Source organism: Streptomyces albicerus (assembly GCF_008905045.1).
GTDB lineage: Bacteria > Actinomycetota > Actinomycetes > Streptomycetales > Streptomycetaceae > Streptomyces > Streptomyces albicerus.
Genome location: NZ_VWMY01000002.1, coordinates 309,526 through 323,025 on the forward strand (window position 1 = coordinate 309,526; position 13,500 = coordinate 323,025).

Sequence of the window (13,500 nt, forward strand, 5' to 3'; positions counted from 1 at the left end):
ACCACTCGGCAGAGATCAAGGAGCAGCAATGCGCGCACCGTTCATGTCCACCCAGGAAGGAATCACTCCCACTCCAAAGGACATGACGCCCGGTGCACATGCTGAACCTGGGAATTCTGGCGCACGTAGACGCCGGTAAGACAAGCCTGACCGAGCGACTGCTGTACACCGTCGGTGTCATCGACGAGATCGGCAGCGTCGATGACGGCAGCACCCAGACCGACTCCCTGGCGCTGGAACGCCGGCGAGGTATCACGATCAAGTCCGCCGTCGTGTCCTTCGCGATCGACGACATCATCGTAAATCTGATCGACACACCCGGCCATCCGGACTTCATCGCCGAGGTGGAGCGGGTACTGAGCGTGCTCGACGGCGCGGTCCTCGTGATCTCGGCCGTGGAAGGCGTGCAGGCGCAGACGCGCGTACTGATGCGGACGCTGCGGCGGCTGCGCATTCCGACGCTGATCTTCGTGAACAAGATCGACCGTCGCGGGGCCGACACGGACCGCGTGCTCAGGAGCATCTCGGAACGGCTCACTCCGGCGATCGTGCCGATGGGCCGGGTCGACGGCATCAGCACGCGCGACGCCCGCGCCACCGCGCACACCGGGTTCACCGCCGGCATGCTCGACGTCCTCTCGGCGCATGACGACGCGCTGCTGACCTCGTACGTCGAGGACACCGTCTCGTACGGGCAACTCCGTGCCTCCCTCGCCGAGCAGACCCGGCGGACGCTGGTCCACCCGGTGTTCTTCGGCTCCGCCATCACGGGCGCGGGCATGGACGGGCTGATCTCCGGCATCAAGGAACTCTTGCCGGCCGCCGACGGGAAGCCCGACGGCCCGGTGTCCGGGACCGTCTTCAAGGTCGAGCGGGGACCTGCGGGGGAGAAGATCGCGTACGCGCGGATGTTCTCGGGCACCGTACGCACCCGGGACCGGCTGACCTTCGGCGACGGCGACGGCGAGGGCGACGGTGGCGGTGGCGGTGGCGGACGCGACAGGGAGGGGAAGGTCACCGCGATCAGCGTCTTCGAGCGGGGCTCCGCAGTCCAGGAGACGTCCGTGTCCGCCGGACGGATCGGCAAGCTCTGGGGCCTCGGCGACATCCGCATCGGCGACACCATCGGCGTACCGCGTCAGCAGTCGGGGGAGTGGTCGCGAGAGGAGCCGGGGGAGCAGTCGGCGGAGGGGCCACGGCGCCAGTCCGGCGAGCGGCACCACTTCTCCCCGCCGACACTCGAAACGGTCGTCGTGCCCCGCCGTACCGCCGACAAGGGCGCCCTGCACACCGCGCTCACCCAACTCGCCGAGCAGGACCCGCTGATCAACCTGCGCCAGGACGAGAAGCGCCAGGAGATCTCCGTGTCCCTCTACGGCGAGGTGCAGAAGGAGGTCATCCAGGCGACCCTCGCCGACGAGTTCGGCCTGGACGTCGACTTCCGTGAGACGACGACGATCTGCGTCGAACGGCCCGTCGGCAGCGGCGAGGCGGTCGAGTTCAACGGGAAGGACCCCAACCCGTTCCTCGCGACGGTCGGACTGCGCGTCGACCCGGCACCGGTCGGCTCCGGCGTGGAGTTCCGGCTGGAGGTCGAGCTCGGGTCGATGCCGTACGCCTTCTTCAAGGCCGTCGAGGACACCGTGAAGGAGACGCTGACCCAGGGAATCCACGGCTGGCAGGTCTCCGACTGCACGGTCAGCATGACGCACTCCGGCTACTCGCCCCGGCAGAGCCACGCGCACCAGGGCTTCGACAAGAGCATGTCGAGCACGGGGGCCGACTTCCGCGGACTCACTCCGCTCGTCCTGATGGACGCGCTGCGGCGGGCCGGCACCCAGGTGTACGAGCCGATGCACCGCTTCCGCCTCGAAGCCCCGGCGGACATGCTGGGCGCGCTCCTGCCGGTCCTCGCCAGGCTGCGGGCCGTGCCGCAGACGACCGAGACCCGGGGCAGGGCATGCGTGCTGGAGGGCGCGGTCCCCGCGGCCCAGGTACACGAACTGGAGCAGCAGCTACCGGCGTTGACCCGTGGCGAGGGCGAGCTGGAGTCCGCCTTCGACCACTATGCGCCGGTCGCGCGCGGCACGGTCCCGGAGCGGCCGCGAACCGATCACAACCCGCTCAACCGCAAGGAGTATCTACTGAACGTGACGCGGAGAGTCAGCGGGTGATCGTCATAACGTCCCTGCGAAAAACGTGACTTACTCTCAAGTCAGGAGTATTGACGGGCCAAAGATGCGCGCGGGACTGTTGTGGACATGTCGAAGTTGCGTGCGCATCTGCTCGGCGTCCTCGTACTCCTCACCGGCCTCCTGACGACCACCGGAGCCCAGCCCGCCTCCGCCCTCCCTGACGACCTCTGGTTCGACCCGGCCGCCGCGGCGACCCTCACCGTCCAGAACGGCCGCTTCACCGACGGCCTCGGCCGCGAGGTCGTCCTGCGCGGCTACAACGTCTCCGGCGAGACCAAACTCGACGAGAACCACGGCCTGCCGTTCGCCTCCGTCGCCGACGCCAAGAAGTCCGCCACCGCGCTGCGTGCCCTCGGTGGCGGCAACTCGGTCCGCTTCCTGCTCTCCTGGGCGTACGCCGAACCCGTCCGCGGCCAGGTGGACACCGCGTATCTCGCAGCCGCCACCGACCAGATGCGTGCCTTCCTGGACGCCGGAATCCGCGTCTACCCGGACTTCCACCAGGACCTCTACTCCCGGCACCTCTTCGACCCCGACAGCTGGTACACCGGCGACGGCGCCCCCAAGTGGGCCGTCGACGCGGGCGACTACCCGGACGAGTACTGCGGCATCTGCCCCTTCTGGGGCCAGAACATCACGTCGAACGCGGCCGTGACGGAGGCGTCCCACGACTTCTGGCACAACGCCTACGGACTCCAGGACGCCTTCCTCACCACCGCCCAGCGCACCATGGCGTACGTCGAACAGCACCTGACCGACGCCCAGTTCGCGGGCGTCATCGGCTTCGACCCGTACAACGAGCCCCACGCCGGCACCTACGACTCCGGCCAGACCAGCCGCGCCTGGGAGAAGGACGTCCTGTGGCCGTTCTATGAGAAGTTCCGGGCGCGGATGGACGCGGCGGGCTGGCAGGACAAGCCCGCCTTCGTGGAGCCGAACCTCTTCTGGAACGCCAACCTCGACTTCCAGAAGCAGGAGGGCGGCCTCCTCGACGCGGGCAAACTCGGGCCGGACTACGTCTTCAACACCCACTTCTACGACCAGAAGGCGATCTCGGGCATCTTCATGTGGGGCAAGGCGGGTGACGGGCAGTACGCCACCGACTTCGGGACCGTCCGCGACCGGGCCGCGGCCGCCGGCACGGCGGGGATCATCAGCGAGTTCGGCCACCCACTCGCGGGGAACGTCTCCGACAAGGCGCCGACCGTCCTCAAGGCGATGTACCAGGCCCTCGACTCCCGTGTACCGGGGGCCAGTTGGTGGTCCAAGCCCGCTCAGTCGGGTCCCGTCCTGTCCGGTTCGCAGTGGCAGTGGGACATCTACAACGGCCGCCACAAAGAGCTGATGAACGGCAACCCCGACAAGGTGCTCACCGCCGGTGACGCCTGGAACGACGAGGACCTCTCGGCCGTACGCCTCGACGACTCGGGCAAGGCCGTACTGCGCCAGGACGCCCGGCTCCTCGACCGGGTCTACCCGAGCGCTACGGCGGGCAAGACGGTCGCCTTCACCTACGAGGACCGTTCGCGGGACGGCTCCACGACCCTGACCTGGAACCCGGTCCCGAGTTCACTTCCGCGCGTGGCCGAGCTGGTGGGATCCGGACAGTACTCGCTCCTGTTGTGGCGCTCGGACGGCAGCGCGGAGCCCACCGAACTGCATCTGCCCGCGTCCTTCCCGACCGCCTCCACGACGGTGGTGTCCGACCTCGGAGTGACGGCCGCGCCGCCCGCTTACACGAGGACCACGCCGGTCGCGGTCGCGGCCGAGCCGGGTGGCACGGGCAGCCGCCGACTGCTGCTGACCGCACCCGACTCGGGCACCCTGCACTACGCCCTGGTCACCAACGGCGCGACGGCTCCGTCCGCGGGGCTGCTGAGCGCCGCGCGGACGGAGCTGGCCAACTGGGCCGCCAACGCGGTCAGTTAGCGGCCGGTCCCGTCCAGCCCGCGGCGACGTGCGCGAGACGCACGCGCTGCGGGTGGTCGCCGACCGACACCGACACCGTCTTCTTCCCGGTGGCGAAGTCGATGGCGGTGACCTGGTCGGAGCCGCTCTCGGAGATCACGCAGGACTTGCCGTCACCGCTCACCGTGGCCCAGTAGGGCTTCGAGGCGGTGACGAGCGGGCCCTCCTGGAGCGAGGCCCGGTCGACGACCGTCGCGTAGTCGTCCATCGTGCCCGCGATGCACAGCTTCTTGCCGTCGGGGCTCATCGACATGCCGTGGTGGCGCGAGTCGTTGACCCAGGTCGTACGGTCCTCGCTGGTCGCGGGGTTCTTCGGGAGGGTCTTGGCGCGGGTGATCTTGTCGGAGGCGACGTCGTACTCCAGGAAGCCGTTGAAGAAGGACACCTGGAAGTAGAGCTTCGACTCGTCCGGTGTGAACGCGACGGGGCGCACGGCGTCCGACAGGTCGCTGCGGCCGAAGGCGTCGAGCCGCTCGCGCATGTCGATGACCTTGACCTGCTTGTACGTGTTCGCGTCGACGAGCGTGATGCGGCGGTCGCCCTTCGTCCAGTCCAGCCACGGCTCGTCGAGGGCGGTGTTCACGTCACCGATCGACATGTTCCAGATGTACTTGCCGTCGCTGCTGAAGACGTTCTCGTGCGGCTTGGCACCGGTCTCGAACGAGCCGACCTGCTTGCCGGTGGTGATGTCGAGGACGTGCACGGTGTTGGAGATCGAGGCCGAGACGGCGACCCGCTTGCCGTCGGGGGAGACCGCCATGTGGTCGGACCGGTAACCCGACACGGGGAAGCGCCAGTTGATGTTTCCGGTCGCGAGGTCGATCGAGACGACGTCGGCGAAGCTGGGCCGCGAGACCACCATGGCCGAGCCGTCCGGCGTGGAGTACATGTCGTCGACGAACTGGTCGTGGCCCTCCCCGACGCCGTTGCGGATGGCGAGGAAGTAGATCCACTTGATCGGGTCGGCGTTGATCTCCGCCAGCCGCTCCTCCTTGTCCGGGATGACGTTGATCCGGCCGATCTTCGCGAAGTCGCCGCCGGACTTGATGACATCGGCGGTGCCGTCCCAGTTGTTGCCGACGAACATCACCTCCCGCAGATCGGCGGAGGCGGTCGGCGCGCCGGCCGCGGTGGCCGGTGCGGTGACGGTCAGGGCGAGGGCGGCCGCGATGGACCAGACGTGCCGGGCTCTGAGGGCAGACATGACCGATCTCTCCTATTTGTGGGGAGCATGACAAGGGGGAGATTCTGAAAACGCGCACGTTCAGATTGGACTTACTGGAAAGTAAGGAGCGGGGGCCCCTCTCCACAAGACTCCGGACAGGACAAAATTGGCCGTCGGACCGATCAGGGAGGTTCAGTGGCGGGCAGACTCAGAGCCCCGACCGGCCGTTATGGCGGCAAGACCGCCGAAGAGCGAAAGTCCGAACGGCGCCGAAGATTTCTGGACGCCGGGCTCCAGCTCTTCGGAGACGCCCCCGGCTACCGCGCCACCACCGTCTCCGCCCTGAGTGAGACGGCCGGTCTGTCCACCCGCCAGTTCTACGAGGAGTTCCGCACCCTGGAGGACGTGCTGGCCGCCCTCCACCTCCAGGTCAACGACTGGGCCGAGGAGGCAGCCCTGGCCGGCCTCGGCGAGGTGGAAGGGCAGCCGATCGCGGAACGCGCCACGGCGGCCTTCCGCGCCTACGCCGCCAACGTCACCGGCGACCCGCGCCGCCTGCGCATCACCTTTGTCGAGATCATCGGCGTCAGTCCGCGCCTCGAGCGGCAGCGACTGGCCCGCCGCTCCCGCTGGGTCGAGTTCATCTGCGCCGAGGCCGCGGCCGCCGCGGAACGGGGCGAGGCGGCGCCCCGCGACTACCGCGTCGCCGCCGCGGCGTTCATCGGCAGCGTCAACGGCCTGCTGCACGACTGGAGTTCGGGTTGGGTCGACGCGAGCCTCGACGAGGTCGTGGACGAACTCGTCGGACTACTCCTGGGGATCCTTCGACCGGCGGGCTGGCGACCGGAGGGCGCGTAGGTCCGGTGGGGGGCGGGCCGGGACTGATGGATTCCGCTTCACCGAGTCCAAGTACCGCCGTATGGCCGGACATTGACAGAAAACCCGCCCACAACTATGACAAGGCGTACGGCCTTCACATGGCCTGATTTTTCTGGATCTTTCGTGTCCGGCAAGAGGGGATCCGTCCCCTGAAGGGGGTGCCTGATGCGCCATACGCTCAGCCCCGTACGACCGGCCCACCACGGTGCCGCGGCCTGCCCGGTACCGCTGTCGCCCCAGGCCCTGGCGCAGCTGTACGCACGCTATCTCGAACTGCGCAAGGACCGGCGCCTGCCCAAGAACATGACGTTCGAGGAGTACTACACCGTGTGGCGCGCGGGACGGCGGGGCGAGAACCTCGTCGGCCTCGACGACGGAGCGGTCGAACCGGGCCCCAGCACCGACAAGCAGCTGATCACCCGGCCGCCCACCCAACTCCGGGGCACCATCCGGACGTTGGTGCTGCTCGTCGACTTCCCCGACCGACCGCACGAGGCCGACCACGGCCCCGGTCACTACGACAGCATGCTCTTCGGCCTCGACGAGTTCCCGACCGGCAGCATGCGCTCGTTCTACCGCCAGGTCAGCGCCTTCGACACGTCGCCCGGCACGGGCATCGACGTCCAGGGCGCGGTGCACGGCTGGTTCCGGATGCCGCAGCCGCTCTCCTTCTACGCCGACGGCAACTCCGGCATGAACGCCAACTTCCCCCGCAACGCCCAGGGGCTGGCCCGTGACGCCGTACTGGCGGCCCGTGACGCCGGAGTCGACTTCACCCCCTACGACGCGCTCGACGAGGGTGTCGTCACCGCCCTGTTCGTCATCCACGCCGGACGCGGCGCCGAGCAGACGACCCAGCGCGGCGACCTGTGGAGCCTCAAGTGGACGATCCCGGACGGCGTCGAGGTCGCGCCCGGGCTGTCGGTCCGCACCTTCCTGACCGTGCCCGAGGACTGCGCGGTCGGCGTCTGCGCCCATGAGTGGGGTCACCTCGCGGCACGCTGGGCCGACTACTACGACACCGGGCAGCAGCAGCTGACCCGCTCGGCCGGGCTCGGCAACTACTGCCTGATGGCGGGCGGTTCATGGGGCAACGGCGGTCTGACGCCGGTGTTCCCGACCGCCATGCTGCGGATGTTCCACGGCTGGATCGAGCCCCAGGTGGTGAACAAGACCACCCGGGACATCAGGCTGCGGCCCGCCGCCGAGGACGGCGACGCGGTGTTCATCCAGAACCCCGCGACGATGTCCGACAACCAGTACATCCTCGTCGAGTACCGTCGCCGCCGCGGCCAGGACGCCTTCCTGCCCGACGAGGGAGTCGCCGTCTACGTCGTCGACGAGTCGATCGACAACGTCAACGACGAGCAGAACCTGGCCATCGAGCTGCTTCAGGCGGACGGGCGGGGCGACCTCTCCCGGATGTTCGGCCGGGGCAACCGCGGTGACAGCGACGACCTGTACCCGTTCAAGGACAACACCACGGTCGGCGAGAAGACGGTTCCGGCGCTGAACCTGCCCCAGGGCACCTGGACGGGCGTCACGATCGAGACCGTGGGCACACCCGGGGCCGACGAGATGACGGTGAACATCACCGTGGCGTAGCAGCTCCCGGAGACGCGTCGGCTCCGCCCGAAGCGTCAGCCTCCGGCCAACCGGTCCACGGCGGCGAGGACGGGGCCCACCCCGTCCTCGTCCCGGAGCCGGCCGGCCAGCGCCTTCGCGCGGCGCGCGTACGCCGGGTCGGTGACAGCACGAGTCACGGCAGCGCCGAGCGCGCCGGCGGTGAGCCTGCGCAGTGGAAGCGCCGCCGGAGCCACCCCGAGCGAGACGAGCCGCGCGGCCCAGAACGCCTCGTCGAACTGGATCGGTACGGGCACGGCCGGGACCCCGGCCCGCAGCGCGGCGGCGGTCGTGCCCGCGCCCGCGTGGTGGATCACGGCGGCCATCCGTGGGAACAGCGCCGAGTGCGGCACCTCGTCCACGGTGAACATGTCGTCGCCGGTGGCGCACAGCCCGGCCCAGCCCCGCTGCACGACACCACGCACCCCGGCCGCGCGCAGGGCCGATGCGACCTCCTCGCTCAGCCGCCCGGGATCGGGCACCGTCGCGCTGCCCAGACCGAAGAACACCGGAGGCGGCCCTGCGTCCAGGAAGTCCCGGAGTTCGTCCGGGAGTTGGGGTTCGAGATCGTCGTACGGCCACCAGTACCCGGCGATGTCCAGTCCGGGCCGCCAGTCGCGGGGCCGGGGCACCACCAGCGGGCTGAAGCCGTGGTGGACCGGCCAGTTCTGCCGCTCACGGGCACGCCGGGCGGCACGCGAACCGAGGGGCGGCAGGCCGAGCCGTGCCCGCAACGCCCGCGTGGTGTCGGCGAAGATGCGCTCGACGGCGACGTTGACGGCCCGCCCCGCCAGCCGGTTCCCGGCCGGGCCCAGCGAGCGGGTGCCGATCACCGGCGGCGCGAACTCCCCTGTGGGGGCGAGCGGTTGGAGATAGACGCCCATGCTCGGCAACGCGTGCCCCTCGGCGATGGCATGACCGAGGGGCCCAAGTGAACTCGACAAGAGCAGCACATCGGCGGCTCCGGCCGCGGCCACCAGATCGTCCGCCATCCGCCCCACCAGCGACCTGGCCATCTCGACCACTCGGGCCAGCTTCCCGACACCGGTGCCACTGCGATGCAGCGCCAGCCCGCGTACGGACTCCAGTTCCGCCCGCGGATCGACGGGCAGCGGATGAAATCCCACCCCCGCGGCCGCCACCAGCGGTTCGAAGCAGGCGTGCGTCACCACCGTGACTTCGTGCCCGCCCCGCGCCAGTCCGTGCCCAAGTCCCGTATACGGCGCGGCGTCGCCCCGCGACCCCGCCGTCATGATCGCTACTCGCACGACGGCAAGTATGGCGCCGACGGCGGGACACGTCCCGCCGTCTGCGCCATCAGCCCACAGAGGCTGCCGGATCAGCCAACGTTACGAATGAGCCACTCGTCGGGGTTGTACGTGTCCTTCGCCGGGTCGGGAGCCGTGGCCGGGACCTCCTGGACCGTGTCCTCCGGCTGTATCCGCTCCGGCAGCTTGCCGAACCGAGCCTGGCGCGCCGCCTCGGCGGCCTCCTGAACCTCTTCGGGGTTCGCCATGACGTCCCGCCCTCCTCGGTCGACACTGTCCGCACAACTGTACGTCGCCGCGGAAGAGGGTGATTTTCATCAGTCGTCGAGCACCGCGAGCTCCAGTTCGCCGAGACGGTCCGGGTCCGCGATCACGTCGATCTCGGTGATCATGTCGTCCGTGACCGTGAAGGCGAGCACCAGGAACAGCCGCCCGCGGGGAGCCATCGCGAGTCCGACCGAGCCGTTCACCAGCGCGGGACCGGTGAACCGGGCCCGTCCCGTGGCGGCCATCGCGCCCTCGGCCACGGTGTGCGCACCGCGGACCACGACGGGTTCCGGCGTCGGGACGACCGCCTTGTCGGCGTGGAGGACCACGTCGGGATGGAGCAGCGCGACCAGCGCCTCGAAGTTGCCGCCGCGGGTGGCGGCCAGGAAGGCGTCCACGATGTGACGCCGCCGGGTCAGATCGGCCTCGGGCAGCGGTGAGGCCCCCTTGACCCGGCGCCGGGCACGGCTCGCGAGCTGTCTGACGGCGGCCGGAGAGCGCTCCAGCATCGGCCCGATCTCGTCGAACGGCACGGCGAACATGTCGTGCAGTACGAAGGCGAGCCGCTCGGCCGGAGACAGCGTGTCGAGCACCACCAGCATCGCCACCCCGACCGAGTCGGCCAGGATCGCCTCCTGTTCGGGGTCGCGCCCGTCCTCGCGTTCGGGGGCCGTGTCCAGAGGCTCCTCGCGCCGATGCTCACGGGAGCGCAGCATGTTCAGGCACACCCGCGCCACCACCGTCGTCAGCCACCCGCCGAGGTTCTCCACGCTGTCGGTGTCGGCGCGACCGACCCGCAACCAGGCGTCCTGAAGGGCGTCGTCGGCCTCGCTCGCCGAGCCGAGCATCCGGTAGGCCACCGCGTGAAGGCGTGGCCGATGTTCCTTGAAGCCCTCTGTCAGCCAGTCGAGCTCGTCCACGTCACATTCCTTCGTCGCCCGGGGTCATAGCAGCAGATCCACGAAACCCCAGCTGAAGGTACCCGGAGCCCGACTCCGGGACCGAGTGAATGGAGGAGGAGCCATGACGTCACCCATCCTGGTCACCGGCGGCACGGGCACCCTGGGCAGCCACGTCGTCCCGCTTCTGCGGGAGGCCGGACACGGCGTACGCGTCCTCAGCAGGCACGGCCGCGAATCCGGTGACGGCATCGAGTACGTGACCGCCGATCTCCGGAAGGGCGAGGGGATCGAGGCCGCCCTGGACGGAGTCGAGACCGTCCTCCATCTCGCGGGCGGCCCCAAGGGCGACGACGAGGCGACCCGCAACCTGGTACGGGCCGCGTCACGAGCCGGGGTACGGCACCTGGTCTACATCTCGGTCACCGGCGCGGACCGGATCCCGCTGGGCTACTTCCGGTCCAAGCTGGGCGCGGAGCGTGCCGTGGCCGACTCCGGACTGCCGTGGACGACACTGCGCGCCGCCCAGTTCCACGACCTGGCCCTGAAGATGGTGCAGGGGTCGGCGAAGCTGCCGGTGATCCCGGTCCCGGGCGGACTCCGGTTCCAGCCGGTCGACTCCCGCGATGTGGCGGCCCGGCTCGTGGAACTGACCCTGGGCGAGCCGGCCGGCCGCGTGCCGGACCTGACGGGACCGACGGTGTACGGCATGGCCGACCTGCTCCGCGGATACCTGAAGGCCAGCGGTAAGCGCCGCCCCATGCTGCCGGTCCGCATGCCGGGAAAGGCCGGCCGCGCGTACCGGGCCGGCGAGAACCTCTCCCTGTCGGCCACCACCGTGGGCAAGCGGACCTGGGAGGACTTCCTGGCAGAGCGGGTCGGCGCAGAGCGGGTCGGCTAGGGGCCGTCCCCTCATGGTGTTCGGGGCTTCCTGGCATGATCACGGCGTGACCACTGAGCCTGTGCGGCCCCGCCCCGGGAAGTACGTCCTCTTCGATGTCGACGGGACGTTGATCGACGCCGTGGACAACCAGCGCCGGGTCTGGAGAGCGTGGGCGGGGCGATACGGACTGGACGCGGATGAGGTCCGTCGGGTGGCACTGCGGACGCGGCCGATGGAGACCTTCGCGGAGGTGGCTCCGGACCAGGATCCAAGGGAGTGCCTGGCCGCGCTGCACGAGTTGGAGGACGAGGACGTCCGGTCCGGCGTCTATGCGGCCTTCGACGGTGCGTCGGAACTGCTGGGCACCCTGCCGTTGGGGGCATGGGCGCTGGTGACCTCGAACTACGAGCACCGGGTGCGTGGGCGATTTGCTCGGACGGGTCTGCCGGTTCCGCGCGTCATTGTGGACGCCGCCGCTGTGGAAGAAGGCAAACCGTCGCCCGCGCCCTACCTGCTCGCCGCCGAGCAACTCGGTGCCCGGCCCGAGGACTGCCTGGTTGTCGAGGACGCCCCGTCCGGAGTCGAGGCGGGGCTGCGGGCCGGCATGACGGTGTGGGGGGTCAACGCCGCGGTTGCGGTGGCCGGCGTGCACCGTCACTTCGGGAGCCTGCGCGAAGCGGTCCCAGGCATCCTCGCCTTCGCCCGGCCGGAGGGGGCGGCCGCAGCCGGATGATGACGGTGTGGCTGGTGCGATCACGGCGGGACAGTGCAGCGGCGCGCGGACGGGGACGTTGTCCGCCGCACCGGACTGTCGCAGCAATCCGGTTGGCCGTCGTCAGCGTCACGACGACGATCGCCGACGGCGGCTGTCCCGGTCCTGCCGGAAGCCGCCGGCGCCGATCGAGGCGATACGCCGTACCCCGACTCCGCATCTCAGGTGAACGAAACGACCAGTACGACCGCCGAGATGAGGAGAGCGATGCCGAACAGGCATACCGCGAGAAGCCGTTGACGCAGCGCGCGATATGTCTCTTCGTACTCGCCCCGCAATTCCGCGCCACGCTGTGCGGTGCGCTGCCAGGAAAGCCGCGCGAGCACGATGTACTCCTCCGCGAAACGCTCTTCCACCTCCGCGCGCTGGCTGTCGGTGAGCCATCCGAACTGCCGGGTGAAGCGCCCGGCTTCGGCCCGTCCCTCGCTGCGGGTGGCTTCGATCAGCAGATGGCCTTCGAGCTCGTTGATCAGGGCGCCCGCGTCGATCGGCCGGTTGTCCATCGCGGTCACCGCAGAGCCCTCTCCGCCGCGGGCAACTCGGCGCCCATGGCGCCGATTTCCGGGTGGTGCAGATCGAAGGCCGGGGATTCGGAACGGATCCGAGGCAGCGTGAGGAAGTTGTGCCGCGGCGGCGGGCAGGACGTCGCCCACTCCAGCGAACGGCCGTAACCCCACGGGTCGTCGACCTCGACCTTCTCGCCGTACTTGGCCGTCTTCCAGATGTTGTAGAAGAACGGCAGCAGGGACAGACCGAGAAGGAAGGAGAAAATACTGGAGACCGTATTGAGCACCGTCAGGCCCTCCACGGCCAGATAGTCGGGAATCCGGCGCTGCATTCCGTTCGTACCCAGCCAGTGCTGGACGAGGAAGGTGCCGTGGAAGCCGATGAACAGCGTCCAGAAGGTGATCTTTCCGAGGCGTTCGTCGAGCATCTTGCCGGTCATCTTCGGCCACCAGAAGTGGAAGCCGGAGAACATCGCGAACACCACCGTGCCGAACACCACGTAGTGGAAGTGCGCCACCACGAAGTAGCTGTCCGAGACGTGGAAGTCCATCGGCGGCGAGGCCAGGATCACCCCGGTCAGACCACCGAAGGTGAAGGTGATCAGAAAGCCGGTGGCCCACAGCATCGGGGTCTCGAAACTCAGGGACCCCTTCCACATGGTGCCGATCCAGTTGAAGAACTTCACACCCGTCGGCACCGCGATCAAAAACGTCATGAAGGAGAAGAAGGGCAGCAGTACGCCGCCGGTGACGTACATGTGGTGCGCCCACACCGTCACCGACAGGCCGGCGATCGCGATGGTCGCGCCGATCAGGCCCATGTAGCCGAACATCGGCTTGCGGGAGAAGACCGGGATGACCTCGCTGATGATGCCGAAGAACGGCAGCGCGATGATGTACACCTCGGGATGGCCGAAGAACCAGAACAGGTGTTGCCACAACAAGGCGCCGCCGTTGGAGGCGTCGAAGATATGGGCACCGAATTTTCGGTCCGCCTCCAGCGCGAACAGCGCGGCGGCCAGCACCGGGAAGGCCAGCAGCACCAGCACCGCGGTGAGCAGCACATTCCACACGA

General features: G+C 69.2%; 12 protein-coding genes. 6 read left to right on the plus strand and 6 right to left on the minus strand.

Annotated features, from left to right (window positions below):
• The first annotated feature begins 92 nt into the window (after positions 1–92).
• Together GAS53_RS02945 and GAS53_RS02950 are read left to right on the plus strand one after the other, a co-directional pair.
• Positions 93–2,174, plus strand: a complete 2,082-nt coding sequence (locus GAS53_RS02945; RefSeq protein WP_151475794.1) for an elongation factor G — start codon at positions 93–95, stop codon at positions 2,172–2,174.
• Positions 2,175–2,261: 87 nt separating this feature from the next.
• Positions 2,262–4,124 (plus strand): cellulase family glycosylhydrolase, encoded by a 1,863-nt coding sequence (locus GAS53_RS02950; RefSeq protein ID WP_151475795.1) that lies wholly within the window; start codon positions 2,262–2,264, stop codon positions 4,122–4,124.
• Here GAS53_RS02950 and GAS53_RS02955 read toward each other — a convergent pair.
• Entirely contained in the window at positions 4,117–5,367 is a 1,251-nt protein-coding gene (locus tag GAS53_RS02955; RefSeq protein ID WP_151475796.1) for a YncE family protein, read from the minus strand. The genes GAS53_RS02950 and GAS53_RS02955 overlap by 8 nt on opposite strands.
• Before the next feature lie 156 nt (positions 5,368–5,523).
• Here GAS53_RS02955 and GAS53_RS02960 point away from each other — a divergent pair, with 156 nt between their 5' ends.
• Both GAS53_RS02960 and GAS53_RS02965 read left to right on the plus strand, forming a co-directional pair.
• Positions 5,524–6,186, plus strand: a complete 663-nt coding sequence (locus tag GAS53_RS02960; RefSeq protein ID WP_151475797.1) for a TetR/AcrR family transcriptional regulator — start codon at positions 5,524–5,526, stop codon at positions 6,184–6,186.
• A gap of 186 nt (positions 6,187–6,372) precedes the next feature.
• The gene (locus GAS53_RS02965) at positions 6,373–7,812 is read left to right on the plus strand and encodes a M6 family metalloprotease domain-containing protein (RefSeq protein ID WP_225858680.1); all 1,440 of its coding nucleotides are present in this window, start codon (positions 6,373–6,375) and stop codon (positions 7,810–7,812) included.
• A 35-nt stretch (positions 7,813–7,847) separates the two neighbouring features.
• Here GAS53_RS02965 and GAS53_RS02970 read toward each other — a convergent pair whose 3' ends face one another.
• From GAS53_RS02970 to GAS53_RS02975, 3 genes are all read right to left on the minus strand, one after another.
• Positions 7,848–9,083 carry a glycosyltransferase gene (locus GAS53_RS02970; protein WP_151475825.1) on the minus strand — a complete coding sequence of 412 codons (1,236 nt, stop codon included), beginning with the start codon at positions 9,081–9,083 and terminating at the stop codon, positions 7,848–7,850.
• Between the two features lie 86 nt (positions 9,084–9,169).
• Positions 9,170–9,346, minus strand: a complete 177-nt coding sequence (locus tag GAS53_RS54940) for a hypothetical protein (protein WP_192582911.1) — start codon at positions 9,344–9,346, stop codon at positions 9,170–9,172.
• A gap of 69 nt (positions 9,347–9,415) precedes the next feature.
• Positions 9,416–10,285 (minus strand): sigma-70 family RNA polymerase sigma factor, encoded by an 870-nt coding sequence (locus GAS53_RS02975; RefSeq protein ID WP_151475798.1) that lies wholly within the window; start codon positions 10,283–10,285, stop codon positions 9,416–9,418.
• Positions 10,286–10,388: 103 nt separating this feature from the next.
• On the opposite strand from GAS53_RS02975, the gene GAS53_RS02980 reads away from it, so the two are divergent.
• Together GAS53_RS02980 and GAS53_RS02985 are read left to right on the plus strand one after the other, a co-directional pair.
• On the plus strand, positions 10,389–11,165 hold the full coding sequence (locus tag GAS53_RS02980; protein ID WP_151475799.1) for an SDR family oxidoreductase: 777 nt from the start codon (positions 10,389–10,391) through the stop codon (positions 11,163–11,165).
• 46 nt (positions 11,166–11,211) lie between these two features.
• Entirely contained in the window at positions 11,212–11,880 is a 669-nt protein-coding gene (locus GAS53_RS02985; protein ID WP_192582912.1) for an HAD-IA family hydrolase, read from the plus strand.
• Between the two features lie 200 nt (positions 11,881–12,080).
• Here the strand turns inward: GAS53_RS02985 and GAS53_RS02990 are convergent, their stop codons facing one another.
• A complete protein-coding gene (locus tag GAS53_RS02990; protein WP_151475826.1) occupies positions 12,081–12,422 on the minus strand; it encodes a hypothetical protein in 342 nt (113 codons plus the stop codon).
• 5 nt (positions 12,423–12,427) lie between these two features.
• On the minus strand, positions 12,428–13,500 hold a 1,073-nt coding region (locus GAS53_RS02995), incomplete at its 5' end, for a cytochrome c oxidase subunit I (RefSeq protein WP_192582913.1).

Coding starts and splice junctions, on each gene's coding strand:
- GAS53_RS02950 (WP_151475795.1), top strand. CDS start 2,262: ATGTCGAAGTTGCGTGCGCATCTGCTCGGCGTCCTCGTACTCCTCACC.
- GAS53_RS02955 (WP_151475796.1), bottom strand. CDS start 5,367: ATGTCTGCCCTCAGAGCCCGGCACGTCTGGTCCATCGCGGCCGCCCTC.
- GAS53_RS02965 (WP_225858680.1), top strand. CDS start 6,373: ATGCGCCATACGCTCAGCCCCGTACGACCGGCCCACCACGGTGCCGCG.
- GAS53_RS02970 (WP_151475825.1), bottom strand. CDS start 9,083: ATGACGGCGGGGTCGCGGGGCGACGCCGCGCCGTATACGGGACTTGGG.
- GAS53_RS54940 (WP_192582911.1), bottom strand. CDS start 9,346: ATGGCGAACCCCGAAGAGGTTCAGGAGGCCGCCGAGGCGGCGCGCCAG.
- GAS53_RS02980 (WP_151475799.1), top strand. CDS start 10,389: ATGACGTCACCCATCCTGGTCACCGGCGGCACGGGCACCCTGGGCAGC.
- GAS53_RS02990 (WP_151475826.1), bottom strand. CDS start 12,422: ATGGACAACCGGCCGATCGACGCGGGCGCCCTGATCAACGAGCTCGAA.